This is a genomic window from Massilia sp. 05N420, assembly GCF_056397205.1.
On record NZ_JBFTMX010000003.1, the window covers coordinates 96,582 to 116,576 of the forward strand.

Consider the following 19,995-nt stretch of genomic DNA (forward strand, 5'->3'; position numbering starts at 1 on the left):
TCCTTCTCGATATCTCGCATCACTTCACACCCCCAGTTGTTGGCGTTGGCGGCGCAGGTGTTCGGGCATGTCCTTGTAGACGTCCTCGAACATCGATGCGGCGCTCGGCACGCGGCCATCGATCAGCGTGCCGGATTGCTCGGCTTCCTTCTGCGCGGCCAGGACTTCGGCTTCCAGCTCGGCCTGCAAGGCCTCGTGCTGGGCGTCCGACCACCAGCCCTTCTTGACCAGGTGGCGCCGCAGGCGGCCGATCGGGTCGCCCAGCGGGAAATAGGTCCATTCGTCGGCCGGACGGTAGCGCGAGGGGTCGTCGGAGGTCGAATGCGGGCCGGCGCGGTAGGTGACCCATTCGATCAGGGTCGGTCCCAGGTTGCTCCTGGCGCGCTCGGCGGCCCAGCAGGAGGCCGCGTACACGGCCAGGAAGTCGTTGCCGTCGACGCGCAGCGAGGCGATGCCGGCGCCGACGCCGCGGGAAGCGAAGGTGACGCTCTCGCCGCCGGCGATGGCCTGGAAAGTCGAGATGGCCCACTGGTTATTGACCACGTTCAGGATCACCGGGGCGCGGTAGACGTGGGCAAAGGTGAGGCCGGTGTGGAAGTCGCTTTCGGCGGTGGCGCCGTCGCCGATCCAGCCGGAGGCGATTTTCGTGTCGCCCTTGATGGCGGAGGCCATGGCCCAGCCGACCGCCTGCGGAATCTGGGTGGCGAGGTTGCCGGAAATCGTGAAGAAGCCATCTTTCCTGGACGAGTACATCACCGGCAGCTGGCGGCCCTTCAGCGGGTCGCGCTCGTTCGACAGCAGCTGGCAGATCATGTCGACCATCGGATACTTGCGCGCCATCAGCAGGCTTTGCTGGCGATAGGTCGGGAAACACATGTCGCCATCCTTCAGGGCCAGCGCGTGGGCGGTGCCGATGGCCTCCTCGCCGAGCGAGGTCATGTAGAAGGACATCTTCTTCTGGCGCTGGCCGATGACCATGCGGGCGTCGAAGATACGGGTCTTCATCATGGTGCGCAAGCCGGACAGGAGGGTCTCCTGGTCCAGCGCCGGGGCCCAGGGGCCGACGGCGTCGTCGTTGTCGTCCAGCACGCGGATCAGGCTGGAGGCGATCTCCGCGGTGTCCTGGTAGCGCACGTCGACGGGCGGACGCGGGACGATGCCCGCGGGATTAATTCCAAGATACGAAAAATCAGTCTTGCAACCCGGGCGGCCGGTAGGCTCCGGGACGTGCAGCGACAGAGGTTGACTCTGGCTCATAGTTCGCTTTCCCCTTGGTAAAGGTGTGTGCAGCAGAAAACATATTAATTGCGGCAAGACCGCGCACGCATGTTTTGCGAGAATATTTTTCTGCTGCTTTGCAGCACGGATAGCGCCTGGAAAGATCGCGGCTGCCCGCAGGATCAGGTCAAGACACTAGCACGCGGCGCAGCGAAGCCATGCCGATTGCGGCAAGCGTGCGCGGCACTGCTCAGCGCTGATTGGACCGTTCGGCGAGGCCGGCGCGGGATTTCGGCAGCCAGCCGATGCCGCCCGCGTGCACGCTCTGGATGTACAGGCGGTCCGCGGTTTCCAGCACGCCGGTCGTGTCCGGATAGGCACCGGTCGGGTCCTGCAGGTCGGCGACCACCCGGCCATCCTCGGTAAAGGCAAGTACATGGCCGTAGGCGGGAGGCACCGGCCACAGGGAGCGCGGCAGGCGCAAGGCCAGCTTGCGCATGAAGGGATGGGCGGCCGCCACGTCGCCGGAGGCGGTGCGCGGCTTCGCCAGGCCCAGCCAGATGCGGCCGTCCATGCCGCGCATCAGGTTGTCCGGGAAGCCCGGCAGATCGGCGAGGATGACACGGGCCTGGGCRCCGGGAGCGCGGGTGAGGTCGAGGCCGCGCGCATCCGCATCGATGCGCCAGACCCGGTAGGCGCCGCTCTCGGCCACGAAAAGGGAGCGCTCGTTGCGCGACAGGACGATGCCGTTGGCGAAGGACAGGCCGTCGGCCACCACTTCGACCTTGCCGCCTGGCTGATAGACCAGCACGCGGCCGGTCGGCCGGTGTTCGAGGTAATCGAGGACGCTGGCCTCGAAGGGGCCGCCATTCTCGGCCGGCGAGAAGCGCCGGCTGGCGTCGGTGAAGTAGACCCTGCCGTCACGCGCCAGCGTCACCGCGTCCGGAAAGCGGATCGGATCGCCGTCCGGCAAGCGGTCGGCGAGCACCGTCACGTGATGGGGCGGCGCCGCGGCGATCGCCACCAGGCCGCGATACGCGTCGGCGGCGATCATCCGCCCATCGGCATCGAAATCGAAACCCAGCACCCGTCCGCCGGTCTGGGCCCACACTTCGAGGCCGCCGCCGTCCGGCCGCATGCGCAGCACGCTGCCGCCCTCGACCCCCGTATACAGGAGGCCCTCGGGCCCGAGAGCGATGTGTTCGGGACCGATGGCGCCATCGAGGCCGATGGTCTGGAGGCCGGTGAGCCGGCGGTTGGCTGCGTACACACCGGTGTAGCCGGGGTTCGGCGGCGCTTCCCAGGCCACCGGATCGACCGGCAGCGGCTTGCGGCTCAGGCAGCCGCCCAGGGCAATCAGCAACAGCGCGGCAGCACCGGCAAGACGGCGTCGCATACGGCCTCCATCGGGTCATCGTTATAAATTTGGTATCGCTCCTGATATTACTTCAGGTGAACTGTGTTCCATAGAAAGGTGAAACCCCTTACAATCGCTGACTTCACAATTTCATGGACTTATTGACAACATGGCGATGCGCGACGCGGCCCCGGCCAGGACCTTCGGCAGCAACGGTGGACTCCTCGGACAGCTGATCGACGATGCCGACTGGAGCACGACCAGCCTCGGACCGGTCGACCGCTGGCCGGCTGCGATGCGCACCACGCTCGAACTGGTGCTGCGCTCGCCGGTGCCGATCGCCACCCTGTGGGGACGCGAGGGCGTCCTGATCTACAACGAGGGCTATGCGGGGTTGTCCGCCGCGCGCCATCCGGCCATCTTCGGCGCCAGGGTGGCCGAGGCCTGGCCGGAAGCCGCGGCCTTCAATGCCAATGTGCTCGAGGTGGTGCTGGCGGGCGGCACGCTGTCCTACCGCGACCATCCATTGAGTCTGGAGCGTAAGGGCAAGCCGGCGGAATGCTGGTTCGACCTCGACTATTCGCCGGTCACCGGCGAGGATGGCGAGGCGATCGGCGTGCTGGCGGTGGTGACCGAAACCACCGCCAAGGTCATGGCCGAGGCCGGCCTGAGCGCGGAACACAGCCGCCTGCGCGCGATCTTCCAGCAGGCGCCCGGCTTCGTCGCCCAGTTGACCGGACCCGACCACGTCTTCGCCCTCGTCAACGCCTCCTACAGCGCGCTGATTGGCGGACGCCCGGTGCTCGGCCGTCCGCTGCGCCTGGCGCTGCCGGAGACGGTGCCGCAGGGTCTGGTGGGGGTGCTCGACCGGGTCTACCACAGCGGCGAGCCGCACACGGCCCATGCCGCGCCGATATGGCTGGCCGAGGACGGTCACCAGCGCTGCCTGTACTACCTCGACTTCGTCTACCAGCCGATGCGCGACGAAGGCGGCAACGTCACCGGCGTGTTCGTGCAGGGCCACGACGTCACCGAGCGGGTGCTGGCCGAACAGGCGCTGAGGGAAAGCGAGGCGAAGTTCCACAGTTTTGCGCAGGCGATCCCGCACCAGGTCTGGAGCGCGACCGCGGACGGCAAGAACGACTGGTTCAACCAGCACGCCTATGCCTACAGCGGCCTGGGGCTGGACGAACTCGGCGGCATAGGCTGGACCGCCATCGTGCATCCGGACGACCTGGCCCAGGTGACCACGCGTTGGGCGATCGCGGTCGCTTCCGGCTCGACCTACGAGGCCGAGATGCGCCTGCGCGCGCAGGACGGCAGCTACCGCTGGCACTTGTCGCGCGCGGTCGCCCAGCGCGGTGCGGACGGCGAAGTCAGCGGCTGGGTCGGCACCAATACCGACATCGAGGACCGCAAGCGGGGCGAGCAGCGCCTCGAACACCTGAACGCCAGCCTGGAGCAGACGGTGTCCCTGCGCACCGCCGAGCGCGACCGCATGTGGCGGCTGTCGAAGGACATCATGCTGGTGGCCGGTTTCGACGGACGGGTCGAAGCGGTCAGCCCGGCTTTCGGCTCGCTGCTGGGCTGGAGCGATGCCGACGTCGTCGGCCGCAACTTCCTCGATCTGGTGCACCCGGAAGACCAGGCCGCCACGACGACGCAGATGGATTCGCTGGGCAAAGGCCATCACGTGTACAAGTTCGAGAACCGCTTGCGCCGCAAGGACGGCAGCTGGTGCCTGCTGTCGTGGTCGGCCGCGCCGGACACCGTCTACATCCACGCAATCGGACGCGACATCACGGCCGACCGCGAACAGGCCGAGCAGATCCGCCGCACCGAGCTGGCCTTGCAGCAGTCGCAGAAGATGGAGACCATCGGCAAGCTCACCGGCGGCGTGGCCCACGACTTCAACAATCTGCTGCAGATCATTTCCGGCAACCTGCAGCTGCTCGAGGTGCAGTGCGAGGGCGGCGAAGCCCTGCGCTGGATCGGCAATGCCCGCTCGGCGGTCGAGAAGGGCGCCAAGCTGGCCAGCTATCTGCTCGCCTTCGGCCGCCGCCAGCCGCTGGAGCCGCGCGTGGTCAAGATCAGCCGCGTCGTGATGAGCATGGAAGACATGCTGCGCCGTTCGCTGGGCGAGGAAATCGAGGTCGAGCTGGTGATCTCGGGCGGCCTGTGGAATACCGCGGTCGACGTCGCCCAGGTGGAAAATGCGGTGCTGAACCTGGCCATCAATGCGCGCGATGCGATGAACGGCGCCGGCCGGCTCACCATCGAGGCGAACAATGCGGTGCTCGACGACCTGTACTGCCGCAACCATGCCGACGTCGCGCCCGGCCAGTACGTGATGATCGGCGTGACCGACACCGGCGCCGGCATGACGCCGGAGGTGCTGCGCCAGGCCTTCGAGCCTTTCTTCTCGACCAAGGAAGAGGGCAAGGGCACCGGCCTCGGCCTGTCGATGGTGTACGGCTTCGTCAAGCARTCCGGCGGCCACGTGAAGATCTACAGCGAGCCGGGGCAGGGCACCACGGTCAAGATCTACCTGCCGCGCACCCTGGCCGCCGAGGACGCGATGGCGCCGCCGGTCGAGCCCTCGCCGCCCGTCGGCGGCACCGAGACCATCCTGGTGGCGGAAGACGACGAAGCCGTGCGCACCACGGTGGTCGAGATGCTGACCGACCTCGGTTATCGCGTACTGAAGGCGGCCGATGCCGCCAGCGCGCTGGCGGTGGTGGAATCCGGGGTGCCGATCGACGTGCTGTTCACCGACGTGGTCATGCCCGGCACCCTGCGCAGTCCGGAACTGGCACGCATGGCGCGCGAGCGCCTGCCCAACCTGGCGGTGCTGTTCACGTCGGGCTATACGGAAAACGCGATCGTCCACGGCGGGCGCCTCGATCCCGGGGTCGAGCTGCTCGGTAAGCCCTACACCCGCGAAAGCCTGGCCCGCCGGATCCGCCAGGTGCTGGCCAACCAGCGCAGCCGCGCGCTGGGCGAACCGGCGCCGCTGCGCCCGCGTGCCGACGAGAGTACGGTGGGCCCGGCGCTGCGCATCGTGCTGGTGGAGGATGAAGAGGAAATCCGCGACAGTACCGAAGCACTGCTGATCCACCTCGGCCACGAGGTGCGCTCGGCCGCTACCGCGGAGGATGCGCTGGCGCTGATCTCGAACGAATCCGACGTGCTGATCACCGACGTCCAGTTGCCGGGCATGTCCGGCGACATGCTGGCGGCCGAGGCGCGCGTCCTGGCGCCGGGGATCCGGATCGTGTTCGCGACCGGCAAGGGCGAGGTCAGCAACTGGCCGGATGCGGTGGTGCTGCGCAAGCCCTACGACCTGATGGCGCTGGCGGCAGTGCTGACCAACGTGTCTTTTACAGCTTGAGCGAGTACTCGTAGAAAGATTCGTCGCGTACCCAGCCCTGCGACTCGTACAGGCCCTGGGCGRTGGTATTGGTGCGCGCGGTCGACAGCGCCAGGCGCAGGGCGCCCTGTTCGCGGCCGAAGGCGGCTGCGGCGTCGAGCAGGGCGCGGCCGATGCCCTTGCCGCGGCCTTGCGGCGCCACGAACAGGTCGTTCAGGATGTAGATGCGGCCCGCGGACACCGAGGAGAAGGACGGGTAGAGCTGGGTGAAGCCGAGCGGCTCGCCATCGTCGCCGAGCGCCAGGAAGATCGCCGAGTCCGCGTTCGCCAGGCGCTCGGACACGAAGCGCAGGGCGACGTCGGGCTCGGCCGGCTTGCCGTAGAACTGGCGGTAGGCATCGAACAGGGGAGCGACGAGCTGGGCGTCGGCGGCGAGGGCTGGGCGGATCGTGGTCATCCGATTATTGTACTCCGGCGCCGGCGCCGGCGCCGGCAGCGCTGAGCGCTTCTTCGATGAAGCGCGCACTCAGGGCCGCCTGCGTCACCGGCAGCATATGGCCGCCCTCGACCAGCTCCAGCTTCGCACCCGGCACCTTGTCAACCAGCGCCTGACCGTTCGCCTTCCAGTCGAGGATGCGGTCGTCCTTCCCGTACAGGACGTGTACGGGCAGCCGCAATTCCCCATAACGCGCTTGTACCAGCGGCAGGTGCGCCGGCAGGGCCTGCATGTCGGCCGAGGCGGACAGGAAGGTGGAAGGACGCAGCGAGAGCAGGCCGCCGCCCTTGGTCGCGAAATCGCGCGGCACCGCTTCCGGCCCGAACACGGCTTCCAGCGTGGCGGCGCTGTTCTTGACGGAGGCCGGAATCGCCAGCGTCCAGGCCACCAGCTTGCGCACAAAGGGCGACTCGATCGCCAGGCCCTTGAACACCGGCGGCACGTCGTCGCGCATATGGGTCAGCGGCGCCAGCAGGGCCAGTCCCGCCACCTGCCGCGGATGTTCGAGCGCCAGCGTCAGCGCGACCGCGCCGCCCAGCGAGTGGCCCACCACGAAGGCCTGGCCGGGACCCAGGGTGCGGATCAGGGCCGCCATCGATGCGGCCTGGGCCGAAAGGTCGGCGGAGGTGTCGGGCGCGCGGGTCGAATAGCCGGAGCCGGGACGGTCGACCACCACGATGCGGTGACGCTCGGCCAACCGGCCGACCACGCCATAGGTGTAGTGCGAGAGCTGCCCGGCCAGGCCGTGGATCATCAGGATGGCCGGTTCGCCTACGCGCGCTTCGCCGAATTCACGGATGTGCAGGCGTGCGCCGGGTACGTCGACGAAGCGTCCCTTGGGCGGCAGCACTGACTGCACCTTGCGCGCCGTCCAGGCGCTGAACAGGACCAGGATGGCGGCCAGCACCACTAGCGCGCCAAGCAGGAAGCCGGCAACGGTCAGGAGGGTAGTCATCGCTTGATCGCTTTCTTCAGGAGCTCCCAGTAGCCGACCGGAGCCAGGCGTTCGAGGAGGGCGGCGGCCTTGGCGTCGCTGCCGACCAGGATGCGGGCCTGGCGCTTTTCGATGCCGCGCACGATGATCTCGCCGGCCTGTTCGGGCGGCATGCGCAGCAGCTTTTCCATGGTCTTGCGCCCGTGCTCGACCTCGTCCTGCGGGGCGCCGTGAGGGATCCGCGCATTCCTCGCAATCGAGGTGGCGACGCCGCCCGGATGCACGACGGAGACGGCGACCGTGCTGCCTTCGAGTTCGTGGCGCAGCACGTTGGAGAAGCCGCGCACCGCGAACTTGCTGGCCGAGTAGGCGGCCTGGCCGGGCGGCGTGATGATGCCGTAGATACTGGAGACATTGACGATGCGGGCATCGTCCGAGCCGTGCAGCAGCGGCAGGAAGGCGCGCGTCATCCTGACCACGCCTTGGAAGTTAATCTCCAGCAGCCAGTCGAAATCTGCCTCGTTGACCTGCTCGAAGGTGCCGCCCAGGGCCACGCCGGCATTGTTCATCAGGATGTCGAGCTTGCGTTGCGCGGCCCGGACCTCGTCGGGAAAGGCGCGCACGGCCTCGCGGTCGGCGACGTCGAGGCGGTGGGCGGTGGCGCGTACGCCGAATCCCTGGGCCAGATGCGCAGTTTCGGCGACGCTCTCATGGTCGATGTCGGCCAGCGCCAGGTGGCAGCCGCGCCTGGCCATCGCCAGCGCGGTGGCGCGGCCGATGCCGCCGCCCGCGCCCGTGATCAGGGCAACCCGGTTTTTCAGCTTCAAGGCAGTACTCCTTTCGCTCCAAAATGCATGACGCCGTCGGCGATGCGGCCGTAGCGGATGGTGATCATGTCCTGCAGGTAGTTCTGGTAGACCTGCCAGGGGCGGCGCGAGCCCTGCTGCGGCAATTCGCCTTTGGCGCGCTGCACATAGCCCGAGGTGAAGTTCAGGAAGGGTTCGGGCTCGACCCCGGCTTCGCGGCGCGGCACCGCGATGGCAACGCCCTTGCGATCCATGTAGCGCAGCAGCCGGCACACATAGGCGGCGGTGAGGTCGGCCTTCAGGGTCCAGGACGCGTTCGTATAGCCGAAGGTCATCACGCAGTTCGGCAGCTCGCTCAGCATCATGCCCTTGTAGGACATCGATTCGCCGGCGTGGAAGGGCTTGCCGTCGACGGTGACGGCGACGCCGCCCAGCACCTTGATCTTCAGGCCGGTTGCCAGCACCACCACGTCGGCCGCCAGCTCCTTGCCGGACTTCAGCAGGATGCCGGTTTCGGTGAAGCGCTCGATGTGGTCGGTGACGACCGAGGCATGGCCCTTGCGGATAGCCTTGAACATGTCGCCGTCCGGCACCACGCAGACGCGCTGGTCCCAGGGTTTGTAATCGGGCGTGAAGTGGGTGGCGACGTCGAAATCCTTGCCGAGCTGGTGGCGCGCCATCGCCACGATCTTCTGCCTGGCCAGATCCGGCTTGCTGCGCGCCAGGCGGTACAGCAGCATGGATTCAAGAATCACGCGCCAGCGCGTGGCCCAGTAGGCGGCCCGTTCCGGCATCCACTTGCGGAAGCGCTGCGCGAAGCGGTATTCGGAGGGCCGGGTCACCACATAGCTCGGGGAACGCTGCAGCATGGTCACGTGGGCCGCCGCGCCGGCCATCGCCGGCACCAGAGTCACGGCGGTGGCGCCGCTGCCGACCACTACGACCTGCTTGCCGGCGTAGTCGAGGTCCTGCGGCCAGAACTGCGGCTGCACGATGCGGCCGAGGTAGAGGTCCTCGTCCTCGAAGGCGGGACGGTAGGCTTCCTCGTAGCTGTAGTAGCCGCTGCACATGTAGAGGAAGCGGGTGCGGATCGTGCCAGGGGTGCCGTCGTGGTCGGCTTCGATGGTCCAGCAGGCGTCCGCGCTCGACCATGCGGCCGCGACCACCTTGTGCCGGAAGCGGATGTGGCGGTCGATGCCGTTGTCGCGCGCGGTGTCGCGGATGTAGCCGCGGATCGAGGGGCCGTCGGCGATCGCCTTGCCCGCGGTCCATGGCTGGAAGCCGTAACCGAGGGTGTACATGTCCGAGTCGGAGCGCACGCCGGGATAGCGGAACAGGTCCCAGGTGCCGCCGATGGCAGCGCGCGCCTCGAGGATCGCGTAGCGCTTGTCCGGGCAGCGCTGCTGCAGGTACCAGGCGGCGCCGATGCCGGACAGGCCGGCGCCGACGATCAGCACGTCCAGGATCTCGCCGCCCGCAGTGGAAGCTTGGGGCATGGTGTCTCTTGTTCTGGTTCTTGGTACTGACACTGTACATTGTCAGTTTATGTCTGACAACAATTTTGCAATGTTCTATGCCAGAATAGAGGGATGTCTCGAGAAACTCTCCCAGCGCGTCCCTACCGCGGCATGTCGCAAGACGAGCGCCGCGCCCAGCGCCGCAGCCAGTTGATCGCCGCCGCCATCGAAGTGTACGGAGAGCGCGGCTACCGCCAGGCCACCGTGAAGGCGGTCTGCGAAGCGGCAGGCCTGACGGAACGCTACTTCTACGAATCCTTCGCCAACAGCGAGGACCTGCTGATCGCGTCGTACAACGCAGTGACGTATTCCGTGTTCGGCGAGATCCGCAAGGCCGCCGAAGAAGCGGGGCCGGTCCGCACCGGGCGCGCGCGCGCCATGCTGCGCGCCTACTTCACGGCCCTGCAAAGGGATCCGCGCTCGGCGCGCGTGTTCCTGGTCGAAATCCGTGGCGTCAGCCGTGCCGTCGACAAGGCCTTCGATGCATCGCTGCGCGCGATCGGCGAGGAAGTCGGCCGCATCGCCGGACCCGAAGCAGAAGGCGCCGACCCGCTGCTGCAGGCCGGCGTGGTGGGCGGCGTGATCCACATCGCGCTGCGCTGGATCGAGGACGACTACAGCCCGGACATCGACAGTGTCACCGACAGCGCGATGCGCCTGGTGATGGTCGACGCCAGGCCCAGGCCCGCGCCCTGAGCTTGCACGGCCCTGGATTCGCTGTTAGCCTGAAGGCATGAAGAGCGCATCCGCCACCCTGGCCATCATTATTCCCGCCATTCCCTCGATGGTGGGTTAGCGCTTGTCAATCATCGCAACCCGCCTGGAGGCGGGTTGTCCAGTGCCTGTCTCCGCGCATTCACTTCAAGGAGACTCACCTATGGCACCGCATCCGCTGCAAGCACTCATCCAGTCCGCCGACCGCGCCATCACCGCCGAGGATTTCGACGCGCTCATGGATTTCTATACCGACGACGCCGTCCTGGTCGTCAAGCCCGGACTGAACGTGGCCGGCAAGGCGGGCATCCGCGCGGCCTTCGTGAAGATCGCGGAAATCGTCCGCCATACCCTGCGCGTGGGCCAGGGCAGGATGGAGGTGCTGGAGGCCGGCGACAGCGCGATGGTGATCATGGAATCGACCCTCGATTACATGGACGCGGACGGGACGCAGGTGCACGCGAACCGCCGCGCCACCTATGTGTTCAGGCGCGGCGCGGACGGGCGCTGGCTGTGCGCGATCGATAATTCCTACGGGACGGCGCTGCTGGACGCCTAGCGGGCATTGCTCAGGGCACGTACACCAGGTGGACTTCGAACAGGTAGCCCGCGCCGTGCTCGCGCACCCGTACATCGAGCACCAGGTCGCTGGCGCCTTCGTCCTCGGTGTACAGGTCGACCAGTACATGCCAGTAGCCGTCCATCCACTGGGAGACCGAGGTCTCCCAGGCTTCGTCGGGCAGGCTGACCAGGGTCGCGCCGTAATCCTCGATGTTATCGGCGGTGATCTGCGCGTCCTCCGGCGACAGGGGGCTGACCTCGGGGATGCCGCGCGCCAGTTCGAAGTCGCCCTCGCGGAAGGCGTCGACGATGGCGGCGAGGGTTGGCCGCCAGATGGCCGGCACCGGCGTTTGCTGGTCTTCGCTCATGGCCAGTCCAGTTCCACCCAGGTCGGCGCGTGGTCGCTCGGTTTCTCGCGCCCGCGCACGTCACGGTCGACGCCGGCCGCTTTCAGCTTCGGCGCGAGCGCCGGGCTGAGCAGCAGGTGGTCGATGCGCAGGCCGGCGTTGCGGCCGTAGGCATCGCGGAAGTAATCCCAGAAGGTGTAGATCACTTCGTCCGGATGCATGGTGCGCAGGGCATCCGTCCAGCCCTGGTCGAGCAGCTTGCGGTAGGCGGCGCGGGTCTCGGGGCGGAACAGGGCGTCGTCGAGCCAGCGCTCGGGCTTGTAGACATCGAGTTCGGTCGGCATCACGTTGTAGTCGCCGCACAGGATCACCGGCGCGCCAGTGTCGATCAATTCCTGGGCGCGCGCATGCAGGCGTTCGAACCAGCGCAGCTTGTAGTCGAACTTCGGACCCGGCGCCGGATTGCCGTTCGGGAGATACAGGCAGCCGATCAGGATGCCGTTCACCGCCGCTTCGATGTAGCGGCTCTGCTCGTCCTCCGGGTCGCCCGGCAGGCCGCGCCCGATTTCCTGCGGTTCCGCATCGTGCGCGAGGATGGCGACGCCGTTCCAGCTTTTCTGGCCGTGCCAGATCGGATGATAGCCGGCGGCACGGATCTCCATTTCCGGGAACTTCTCCTGCGGCGCCTTCAGCTCCTGCAGGCAGGCGACGTCAGGCCGGGTCTCTTCCAGCCATTGCAGCAGGGCGGGCAGGCGGCTGTTGATGCCGTTGACGTTGAAGGTCGCTACTCTCATTCTTCGCTTCATGGTCCGTATCCATGTGGTTGTTTTAATCGAACAATGTGCTTTGGCCAGGGCTACGATAGTGCGCGAATGCCCGCTCGATGTCCTCCTCGACGATTCTATCCTTGCACAGCCTGGGCAAACGGTCCAGCGGGAAGAATGCGGCGTCCGACACTTCGGGGCCGGGCCTGGGGACTGCGTCGCCGGTACGCTCGCAAAGAAAATAGAATTTGTAGAACTCGCGGGCATCGGGGTTGAACGGCCCCTTGGCCTTGTGCCTGACGCCGTAGAGCTGCTTTGCGACGACATCGATGCATGCTTCTTCCGCGATCTCCTTGACGACATTCTCCGCGGCGGAGAGCCCGACATCGGCGAATCCCCCTGGCAGAGTCCACAAGCCCGAGACCCTTTCCCGAACCAGCAGAATCCGGTCATCTTCGATCACGGCACCGCGGACGTCGTTCATCGGGGTCACATAGGTCCTGGAGCCTGGCGCAAGCGCAGCGATCTGCGTAGTCGGTGCCATGAACAGCTTCGACAACATGGCATCGGCTATCTCCTTGATTTCCCGATAGCGTTCGATGTCGTATTCCCCTTTGGCGTATGCCAGGCCGGTCAGCGCCGTAGCCTGCAGGCGCTTGGCATACGTCAGCCATTCGTTTTCCATTCTTATTCCGTCACAGGCAGGGGAAGTCCCAATGCCCTCAGCCTGAAGCGCAAGTCGGCGGCGCTTTGAAAATGAATGCCGCGCAGGCCTTCCTTCGTGGAGGCCTCGACATTGCGAATGCTGTCATCGATGAAAACGGTGTTCTCCGGGACCAGTTTGTAGCGATCGATCAGAAGCCTGAAGATCGCCGGATCCGGCTTCACGAGTTGTTCGCGGCCGGACACCACGATGCCTTCGAACCAGGCAAGGAATGGAAAACGCCTGAGAGCGATGGGGAAGGTTTCGTCCGACCAGTTGGTGAGGGCCAGCAGACGGACATCGAGCGCGCGGAGTTCCGCGAGGACCTCTACGGTCTCCTCGATCGCGCCCGGGATCATCTCTTCCCAACGCTCACGAAAAGCCCTGATATGACGTTCATGGGAAGGGTGGGTTTGAATCGCCATGTCGATTCCATCTTTCCATGAACGGCCCCGGTCTTGCTGCTCGTTCCATTCCATGTTGCACACCTCGGACAGGAAATGCTCCATTGCCGCTTCGTCGTCGGCAAACAGCTTCCTGTACAGGATGCGCGGATCCCATCGAATCAGAACATTGCCGAGATCAAAAACGACGGTGTGAACAAGCGGCGGTACTCGGGGTTGGGTAGTCGGACTCATGGCTCTCCTGGCTGGCCCCTGGATGTTACCTCAAGCAGAGGAGGGGCTGCCGCACCGGTTAGGGGCTGAGTCGGCGTAGTCAAACTACGTACGGCTGTCGCTTGCAATTTCTGAGGTATACCAGCTCGTTTGCCCCGTGCGTGTAAATTAACTACCTCAACCATGTAAATTCTGGCATGCTCTTGCCTGCGGCCGCCCAGGCCGCCAAGATCACGACAACGACCACGAGACCATGAAATTCACCACCTTTGCGGTGGCGTTCGCCTCCGCGTTCGCCGCCTTGACCGCCAGCCCGTTCGCCCAGGCCCAGAACGCCGACCGCCACTTCCTCGGCTTCAAGAGCGTCGGCGGCAAGGGCTACGAGATCGCCACCAGCGACGGCCGCTACCTGATCAAGCCCTACGCGCCCAACATCGTCGAGACCAGCTTCGTGCCCAGCGCGGAAGAGGGCATGCCGCAGGCCGCCTCCCACGCCGTGGTGCTGGCGGCGGGCCAGGTGCCGGTGCGGGTGCAGGAAGACGCGGCGCGCGTCGTGCTCGCCACCGAGGGCATCACGGTCACGGTCGAGAAGTCGCCCTTCCGCATCGGCTACAGCTACAAGGGCAAGCCGCTGGTGGCCGAAAAGCGCGGCTACGGCCGCGGCGACCAGCTGGAGTCGATCGAATTCGCGGTCGACGGCAGCGAAGCCCTGTACGGCGCCGGTTCGCGCGCGGTCGGCATGAACCGCCGCGGCTACCGCTTCCCGCTGTATAACAAGGCCTCCTACGGCTTCGGCAGCCACGCCGAGCAGATGGGTTACGGGATTCCGATGGCGCTGTCCTCGAAGCGCTATGCGATCCACTTCGACAATCCGCAGGCCGGCTACCTCGATCTCGACAGCCGCAAGGACGGCACCCTGCGCTTCGAAGCCATCGGCGGTCCCAAGACCTACCAGGTGGTGGCGGGCGACGACTGGGCCCAGATCATGGACGGCTATACCCGCCTGACGGGCCGCCAGCCGCTGCCGCCGCGCTGGGCCTTCGGCAATTTCGCGAGCCGCTTCGGCTATCACACCGAGCTTGAAACCCGCGCCGTGGTCGACAAGTTCATCGCCGACGGCATTCCGCTGGACGCGGTCGTGCTCGACCTCTACTGGTTCGGCAAGACCGTCAAGGGCACCATGGGCAACCTGGCCTGGGACCGCGACAATTTCCCGCAGCCCGAAAAGATGATGGCGGACTTCCTGCAGAAGGGCGTCAAGACCGTCCTGATCACCGAGCCCTTCATCCTGACGACCTCGAAGCGCTGGAACGAAGCTTCGCAGCAGGGCGTGCTCGCCACCGGCAGCGACGGCCAGCCCCTGCGCTACGATTTCTACTTCGGGAACACCGGCCTGGTCGACGTCTTCAAGCCGGAAGCCCGGACCTGGTTCTGGAACATCTACAAGAACCTGAAGTCGGGCGGCGTGGCCGGGTGGTGGGGCGACCTGGGTGAGCCCGAAGTGCATCCGGCCGAAGCCCGGCACGCGGCCGGCACGGCCGACCAGGTCCACAATATCTACGGCCACGAGTGGGCGCGCCTGATCCACGACGGCTATGCGCGCGACTATCCCGACGAGCGCCCCTTCATCCTGATGCGCTCGGGTTATTCGGGCTCGCAGCGCTTCGGCATGATCCCCTGGTCCGGCGACGTCAGCCGCGGCTGGGGTGGCCTGCAGTCGCAGATGGAGATCTCGCTGCAGATGGRGATGCAGGGCCAGGCCTGGATGCATTCCGACCTCGGCGGCTTTGCCGGTCCGGTGCTGGACGACGAACTCTATGTGCGCTGGCTGCAGTACGGCGTGTTCCAGCCGCTGTTCCGCCCGCACGCCCAGGAAGAGGTGGCGGCCGAGCCGGTGTTCCGCGAACCGAAGACGAAAGCGCTGGCGCGCGAGGCGGTGCGCCTGCGTTACGCGATGCTGCCGTATAACTACACGATCGCCTTCGAGAACAGCCGCAGCGGCATGCCGATGATGCGTCCGATGCTGTTCGAGGAGCAGGACGAGGAAGCGGCGGCGGCGATCTCTTCGACCTATCTGTGGGGCCCGAGCTTCCTGGTGGCGCCGGTGGTCGAGCCGGGCGCGACGCGCAAGGAAGTGCACTTCCCCGACAAGGGCGTTACGTGGTTCGATTTCCATACCGACGAACCGCACCGTGGCGGCATCACCGAAGTGGTCAAGCCCGTCGCCGACCATATTCCGACCTATGTGCGGGCCGGTGCCTTCGTGCCGCTGGCGAAGGTGGTGCAGAGCACCCGCGACTACTCGACCCGTGCGCTCGACCTGCACTACTGGCACGACGCCGGCGTGAAGAGTTCGTCCGGCCAGCTGTACGACGACGACGGCAAGACCCCGAACGCCTTCGAGGCCGGCAAGTACGAGCTGGTGCGCTTCAGCAGCCGGCTCGATGCCGGCAGGCTCGAGATCGCGCTGCAACCGGAGACCGGCGCCAGCTATGCCCCGACTTCGCATGCCTTCACGCTGAAGGTCCACAACGTGGGGCGACAACCACGTGCCGTGCAGGTCAACGGCAAGGCCCAGGTCTTCCGCTGGGACGCCCGCCGGCGCCTGCTGGAAGTGAGCCTGCCGGCTCTGCGCCAGGCGCCGATGGCGGTGGCGATCGCGCTCTGAGCAGGGCCCCATACGCTTGAGTCGGGGGCGCGCCCGTGTTCAGGCGCGCTCCGGCATGGTCGGCGATTCGTTAAACTGCGGGGAAGCAGAAGCGATCTACCGCACCATGAAGCCTCAACTCCTGCAGGATCTCAACGAAAGCGGCTCAGCGCAGTCCAAGCCGCCAATCCCTGGCGCCGCCGAGCAAGTCACGCGGCCGCGCCCGACCGTCGAGCCGCGTCCGCAAGCGGCGGAGCCCGGCGACACCGTCCCGGCAACGGGATTTGCGCCGCAGCCCCCGGCCTTCGCCGAGCCCATCCCGCCGCCAGCGCCAAGGCCGCCGCCGATGCGGGCGACGGCGCAGGCGACCGAACCGTGGGCACCGGCCGACAGCACGGAGGAGCAGGTGCCGGGCTGGCTCGCCGAACGCCTGGCCCTGGACGCCGAGGAGCAGCGGCGCACGGAACGCAGCCGTCTCTGGGGGCGGCGCCTCGTCGCCTGGGGTGCGGCCGGCGTGCTGCTGGCACTGCTGGCCAGCGGCGGCCTCTATCTGTACGACCAGAGCCAGGTCGAAGACGCGCTGGTGGTGGTGGCGAACACGAATCCCGCCCCCGCATCCGCCGCCCCCGGCCCGGAAGCGGCGCAGGCATCGCGGGCCTTGCCGGCAAGCGTGGCGGCGCCCGTCACGCCTGCGCCCGCGCCGCCTGCGCCTGTCAGTGCGGAGGCAAGCACCGCGGAGCGAAGCACCGCGGTGGGCGGATCGGCAGCGGCGCAGACCGACGCCGGCGCAGGCCAGCCCGTGCCGGCCGAAGACCAGCCCGCCGACACCGCGCCGCCGCCCAAGCGCCAGCGCAGCCATGTCCGCAAGCGCGTCAAGGCCGAGGCCAGCGCCAGGGCCGCCGACGCCGAACCCTCGGCCCGCCAGCGCCGCGAGGAAACGCTGATGCAATGCCGCGCCCACGGCTATGACGAACGCCAGTGCCTGCAGCGCGGTTGCGAAATGACCCGCTACGGCTTCGCCTGCAAGGGCTGAGGCCTGAGGCCGCGGCGGGCGGCATCACTCTTCGTGGTGGTGTTTCTCGTACTCGTCGGCCTCGGCCTTGGTGGCATGCACGATGCCGTCCGGGTGCTCCGGCGGCGTGTACAGGGTGTAGAGGCGCATCGGCTCGGTCTTCGAGGTGTTGATCACGTTGTGCTCGGTACCGGCCGGCACCACCACGGCCACGCCGTCTTCCAGCTTGTGCTCTTCGCCGTCGAGGATGGCGACACCGGTGCCGGCTTCGACGCGGATGAACTGGTCGTGGCCGGTGTGGTGTTCCATGCCGATCTCCTCGCCGGCCTGCAGGGTCATGATGACCAGCTGGCTGCGCGGGGTCGTGTACAGGACCTCGCGGAAGTTGTTACCGGCGAGGGTTTTTTCTTCGATATTGATGCTGTAACCCGACATGCTTGTTCTCCTGTTGACTCAGTTTCGGCAGCTGCCTCTTGCGTTCGACAGCTGCTGCCCAATATCGATTGTATAAGACCGCGGGATTCCGCGCAGGCGGCCACCCCACTGTTATACTCGGGAATTTAAAGTTTCCATAATTTCATGTCGAGCGACCTCAATGCCCAGCGCCGTGCCCAGCTTCTCATCGAGCGGGTGGCGGACTACGCGATCTACATGCTCAATCCGGACGGTACGGTGGCGAGCTGGAACGCCGGCGCCCGCCGCTTCAAGGGTTACGAGGAACAGGAAATCCTCGGCCAGCACTTCTCGCGCTTCTACACGGAAGCCGACCGTGCTGCGGGCGTGCCCGAGCGGGCCCTGAAGACCGCGCTGGAGTCGGGACGCTTCGAGGCCGAAGGCTGGCGCGTGCGCAAGGACGGCAGCCGCTTCTGGGCCTCGGTCGTGATCGACGCGATCCACGACGACCACGGCGAACTGTTCGGCTTTGCCAAGATCACGCGCGACATCACCGACAGGAAGCTGGCCCGCGATGCGCTGCGCCGCACCGAGGAGCAGTTCAAGCTGCTGGTCGACAGCGTGGTCGACTACGCCATCTACATGCTCAGCCCTGAAGGTGTGGTGACCACCTGGAATGCCGGCGCGCGCAAGATCAAGGGTTATGCGGCCGATGAAATCGTCGGCAGCCACTTCAGCCGTTTCTACACCGAGGAAGATCGCCGCAACGGCAAGCCCGAACAGGTGCTGGCCCAGGTGCGCGCGGACGGCCGCTTCGAAGCCGAAGGCCTGCGGGTGCGCAAGGACGGCTCCACCTTCCGCGCCAGCGTGGTGATCGATGCCATCCACGATCCCGACGGCAAGCTGGTCGGCTTTGCCAAGATCACCCGCGACATCACCCAGCGCACCCAGTTGGAGGAAGCGCGCCAGGCCCTGCAGCATGCGCAGCGCCTGGAGGCGGTCGGCAAGCTGACCGGCGGCGTGGCCCACGACTTCAACAACATCCTGCAAGTCATCGGCGGCAGCCTGCAGCTCTTGAGCGGCACCGTGGCGGGCATCCCGGCCGCGCAGCGCCACCTGAACATGGCCTTGTCGGCGGTGGACCGCGGCGGCAAGCTGGCKGCACAGCTGCTGGCCTTCGCGCGGCGCCAGCCGCTGCAGCCGGTGGTGCTGAACGCCGGCCGCGTGGTGCGCGGCATGGAGGACCTGGTGCAGCGCGCCGTCGGCGAGACCGTCGAGGTGGAGATGGCGGTGTCGGCCTCGCTGTGGAATACCCTGGTCGACCCGCACCAGCTCGAGAACGTGGTGCTGAACCTGGCGATCAACGCGCGCGATGCGATGCCGAACGGCGGCAAGCTCACCATCGAGCTGTCCAACACCATGCTCGACGATACCTATGTGAGCGCGGCCCACGAGGTGCCTTCGGGACAGTACGTGCTGCTGGCGATCAGCGACACGGGTACCGGCATGACGCCCGAGGTGCTGGCGCGCGCCGTCGAACCCTTCTTCACCACCAAGGGCGAAGGGCAGGGCACCGGCCTGGGCCTGTCGATGGCCTTCGGCTTCGTCAAGCAGAGCGGCGGCCACTTTCGCATCTACAGTGAAGTCGGCCACGGCACCACGATCAAGGCTTATTTCCCGCGTTCGCTGGAAGCCGAGCAGGCGCTGCCGGAACAGGTCGGCGGCGGCGACATGCGCGGCGGCACGGAGACCATCCTGGTGGTCGAGGACGACCTGAACGTGCAGGCCACCGTGGTCGGCATCCTGTCCGAACTCGGCTACCAAGTGCTGCGCGCCGATAACGCCGACATGGCGCTGGCCGTGCTGCGCGCCGGCGTGCGCTGCGACCTGCTGTTCACCGACGTCGTCATGCCGGGCAAGATCAAGAGCACCGAGATGGCGCGCCAGGCGAGAAGCCTGTTGCCCAACCTGAAGGTGCTGTACACCTCCGGCTACACCCAGAACGCCATCATCCATGGTGGCCGCCTCGACGCCGGTGTGGAACTCCTCAGCAAACCCTATCGCCGCGAGAAGCTGGCCGCCAAGGTGCGCCAGATGCTGGGCGGCCAGGGCCAGCAGGCCGCCGCGGCGCCGGAGCCCCCGGCCCAGCCGGGCCGCGTCGTCCACCCGGACGGCCTGCGCGTGCTGCTGATCGAAGACGATGCCCAGGCCAGGGAGCTGTACCGCGACATCCTGGGCACTGCCGGCTACCGCGTCGCCGAAGCGCCGACGGCCGCCGCCGCGATCGCGATCCTGGCGCGCGAACGCTTCGACGTCGCCGTGGTCGACTACAGCCTGCCCGACCAGGACGGCCTGACCCTGGCGCGCCGGATCGTCGCCGACCATCCGGGTGTGGCGCTGGTGTTCGCGTCCGGCTACGGCAGCCTGGTGGCGGGCGCCTCCGACCTGGCGGCGCGCGTGCTGACCAAGCCGTTCACGGACCTGCAGCTCAAGCAGGCCGTGATCGCCGCCGTCGCCGCGCGGAGGCAGTGACCCCCCC

At 67.0% G+C, this 19,995-nt stretch carries 17 protein-coding genes; 6 read left to right on the top strand and 11 right to left on the bottom strand.

Annotated features, from left to right (window positions below):
• Positions 1-24 precede the first annotated feature (24 nt).
• Both AC1DIX_RS02435 and AC1DIX_RS02440 read right to left on the bottom strand, forming a co-directional pair.
• On the bottom strand, positions 25-1,257 hold the full coding sequence (locus AC1DIX_RS02435) for a thiamine pyrophosphate-dependent enzyme (protein WP_477321736.1): 1,233 nt from the start codon (positions 1,255-1,257) through the stop codon (positions 25-27).
• A 211-nt stretch (positions 1,258-1,468) separates the two neighbouring features.
• The gene (locus AC1DIX_RS02440) at positions 1,469-2,614 is read right to left on the bottom strand and encodes an SMP-30/gluconolactonase/LRE family protein (RefSeq protein WP_477321738.1); all 1,146 of its coding nucleotides are present in this window, start codon (positions 2,612-2,614) and stop codon (positions 1,469-1,471) included.
• A gap of 130 nt (positions 2,615-2,744) precedes the next feature.
• Here AC1DIX_RS02440 and AC1DIX_RS02445 point away from each other — a divergent pair, with 130 nt between their 5' ends.
• Positions 2,745-5,966, top strand: a complete 3,222-nt coding sequence (locus AC1DIX_RS02445) for a PAS domain S-box protein (RefSeq protein ID WP_477321740.1) — start codon at positions 2,745-2,747, stop codon at positions 5,964-5,966.
• Here the strand turns inward: AC1DIX_RS02445 and AC1DIX_RS02450 are convergent.
• Genes AC1DIX_RS02450 through AC1DIX_RS02465 form a run of 4 tightly spaced genes read right to left on the bottom strand, consistent with a single transcriptional unit; the run spans position 5,956 to position 9,677 of the window.
• Positions 5,956-6,402 (bottom strand): N-acetyltransferase family protein, encoded by a 447-nt coding sequence (locus AC1DIX_RS02450; RefSeq protein ID WP_477321742.1) that lies wholly within the window; start codon positions 6,400-6,402, stop codon positions 5,956-5,958. The genes AC1DIX_RS02445 and AC1DIX_RS02450 overlap by 11 nt on opposite strands.
• 4 nt (positions 6,403-6,406) lie before the next feature.
• Entirely contained in the window at positions 6,407-7,396 is a 990-nt protein-coding gene (locus tag AC1DIX_RS02455) for an alpha/beta fold hydrolase (protein ID WP_477321744.1), read from the bottom strand.
• On the bottom strand, positions 7,393-8,202 hold the full coding sequence (locus tag AC1DIX_RS02460; protein ID WP_477321746.1) for an SDR family NAD(P)-dependent oxidoreductase: 810 nt from the start codon (positions 8,200-8,202) through the stop codon (positions 7,393-7,395). The genes AC1DIX_RS02455 and AC1DIX_RS02460 overlap by 4 nt, the downstream gene beginning before the upstream one ends.
• Positions 8,199-9,677 (bottom strand): flavin-containing monooxygenase, encoded by a 1,479-nt coding sequence (locus AC1DIX_RS02465; protein WP_477321748.1) that lies wholly within the window; start codon positions 9,675-9,677, stop codon positions 8,199-8,201. The genes AC1DIX_RS02460 and AC1DIX_RS02465 overlap by 4 nt, the downstream gene beginning before the upstream one ends.
• Before the next feature lie 93 nt (positions 9,678-9,770).
• On the opposite strand from AC1DIX_RS02465, the gene AC1DIX_RS02470 reads away from it, so the two are divergent.
• Both AC1DIX_RS02470 and AC1DIX_RS02475 read left to right on the top strand, forming a co-directional pair.
• A complete protein-coding gene (locus AC1DIX_RS02470; RefSeq protein WP_442121483.1) occupies positions 9,771-10,394 on the top strand; it encodes a TetR/AcrR family transcriptional regulator in 624 nt (207 codons plus the stop codon).
• A 181-nt stretch (positions 10,395-10,575) separates the two neighbouring features.
• A complete protein-coding gene (locus AC1DIX_RS02475) occupies positions 10,576-10,971 on the top strand; it encodes a YybH family protein (protein WP_477321750.1) in 396 nt (131 codons plus the stop codon).
• Between the two features lie 10 nt (positions 10,972-10,981).
• On the opposite strand, the gene AC1DIX_RS02480 is transcribed toward AC1DIX_RS02475, so the two are convergent.
• The 4 genes from AC1DIX_RS02480 to AC1DIX_RS02495 are packed head-to-tail and all read right to left on the bottom strand — an operon-like array spanning position 10,982 to position 13,425.
• The gene (locus AC1DIX_RS02480; protein ID WP_477321752.1) at positions 10,982-11,341 is read right to left on the bottom strand and encodes a DUF7668 domain-containing protein; all 360 of its coding nucleotides are present in this window, start codon (positions 11,339-11,341) and stop codon (positions 10,982-10,984) included.
• Entirely contained in the window at positions 11,338-12,114 is a 777-nt protein-coding gene (xth, locus tag AC1DIX_RS02485) for an exodeoxyribonuclease III (protein WP_477321754.1), read from the bottom strand. The genes AC1DIX_RS02480 and xth overlap by 4 nt, the downstream gene beginning before the upstream one ends.
• Before the next feature lie 34 nt (positions 12,115-12,148).
• Complete coding sequence (locus AC1DIX_RS02490) at positions 12,149-12,769, bottom strand: NUDIX hydrolase (RefSeq protein WP_477321756.1); 621 nt, start codon at positions 12,767-12,769, stop codon at positions 12,149-12,151.
• Between the two features lie 2 nt (positions 12,770-12,771).
• The gene (locus tag AC1DIX_RS02495; RefSeq protein ID WP_477321758.1) at positions 12,772-13,425 is read right to left on the bottom strand and encodes an HAD family hydrolase; all 654 of its coding nucleotides are present in this window, start codon (positions 13,423-13,425) and stop codon (positions 12,772-12,774) included.
• 232 nt (positions 13,426-13,657) lie between these two features.
• On the opposite strand from AC1DIX_RS02495, the gene AC1DIX_RS02500 reads away from it, so the two are divergent.
• Both AC1DIX_RS02500 and AC1DIX_RS02505 read left to right on the top strand, forming a co-directional pair.
• Entirely contained in the window at positions 13,658-16,072 is a 2,415-nt protein-coding gene (locus tag AC1DIX_RS02500; RefSeq protein WP_477321760.1) for a glycoside hydrolase family 31 protein, read from the top strand.
• Positions 16,073-16,457: 385 nt separating this feature from the next.
• Positions 16,458-17,084: a hypothetical protein gene (locus tag AC1DIX_RS02505; protein ID WP_477321762.1), complete on the top strand. Its 627-nt coding sequence runs from the start codon at positions 16,458-16,460 to the stop codon at positions 17,082-17,084.
• A 24-nt stretch (positions 17,085-17,108) separates the two neighbouring features.
• Here the strand turns inward: AC1DIX_RS02505 and AC1DIX_RS02510 are convergent, their stop codons facing one another.
• A complete protein-coding gene (locus AC1DIX_RS02510) occupies positions 17,109-17,498 on the bottom strand; it encodes a cupin domain-containing protein (protein WP_477251277.1) in 390 nt (129 codons plus the stop codon).
• Between the two features lie 144 nt (positions 17,499-17,642).
• Between AC1DIX_RS02510 and AC1DIX_RS02515 the strand changes: the two genes are divergently transcribed.
• Positions 17,643-19,988, top strand: a complete 2,346-nt coding sequence (locus AC1DIX_RS02515) for a hybrid sensor histidine kinase/response regulator (RefSeq protein WP_477321765.1) — start codon at positions 17,643-17,645, stop codon at positions 19,986-19,988.
• Positions 19,989-19,995: the final 7 nt, after the last annotated feature.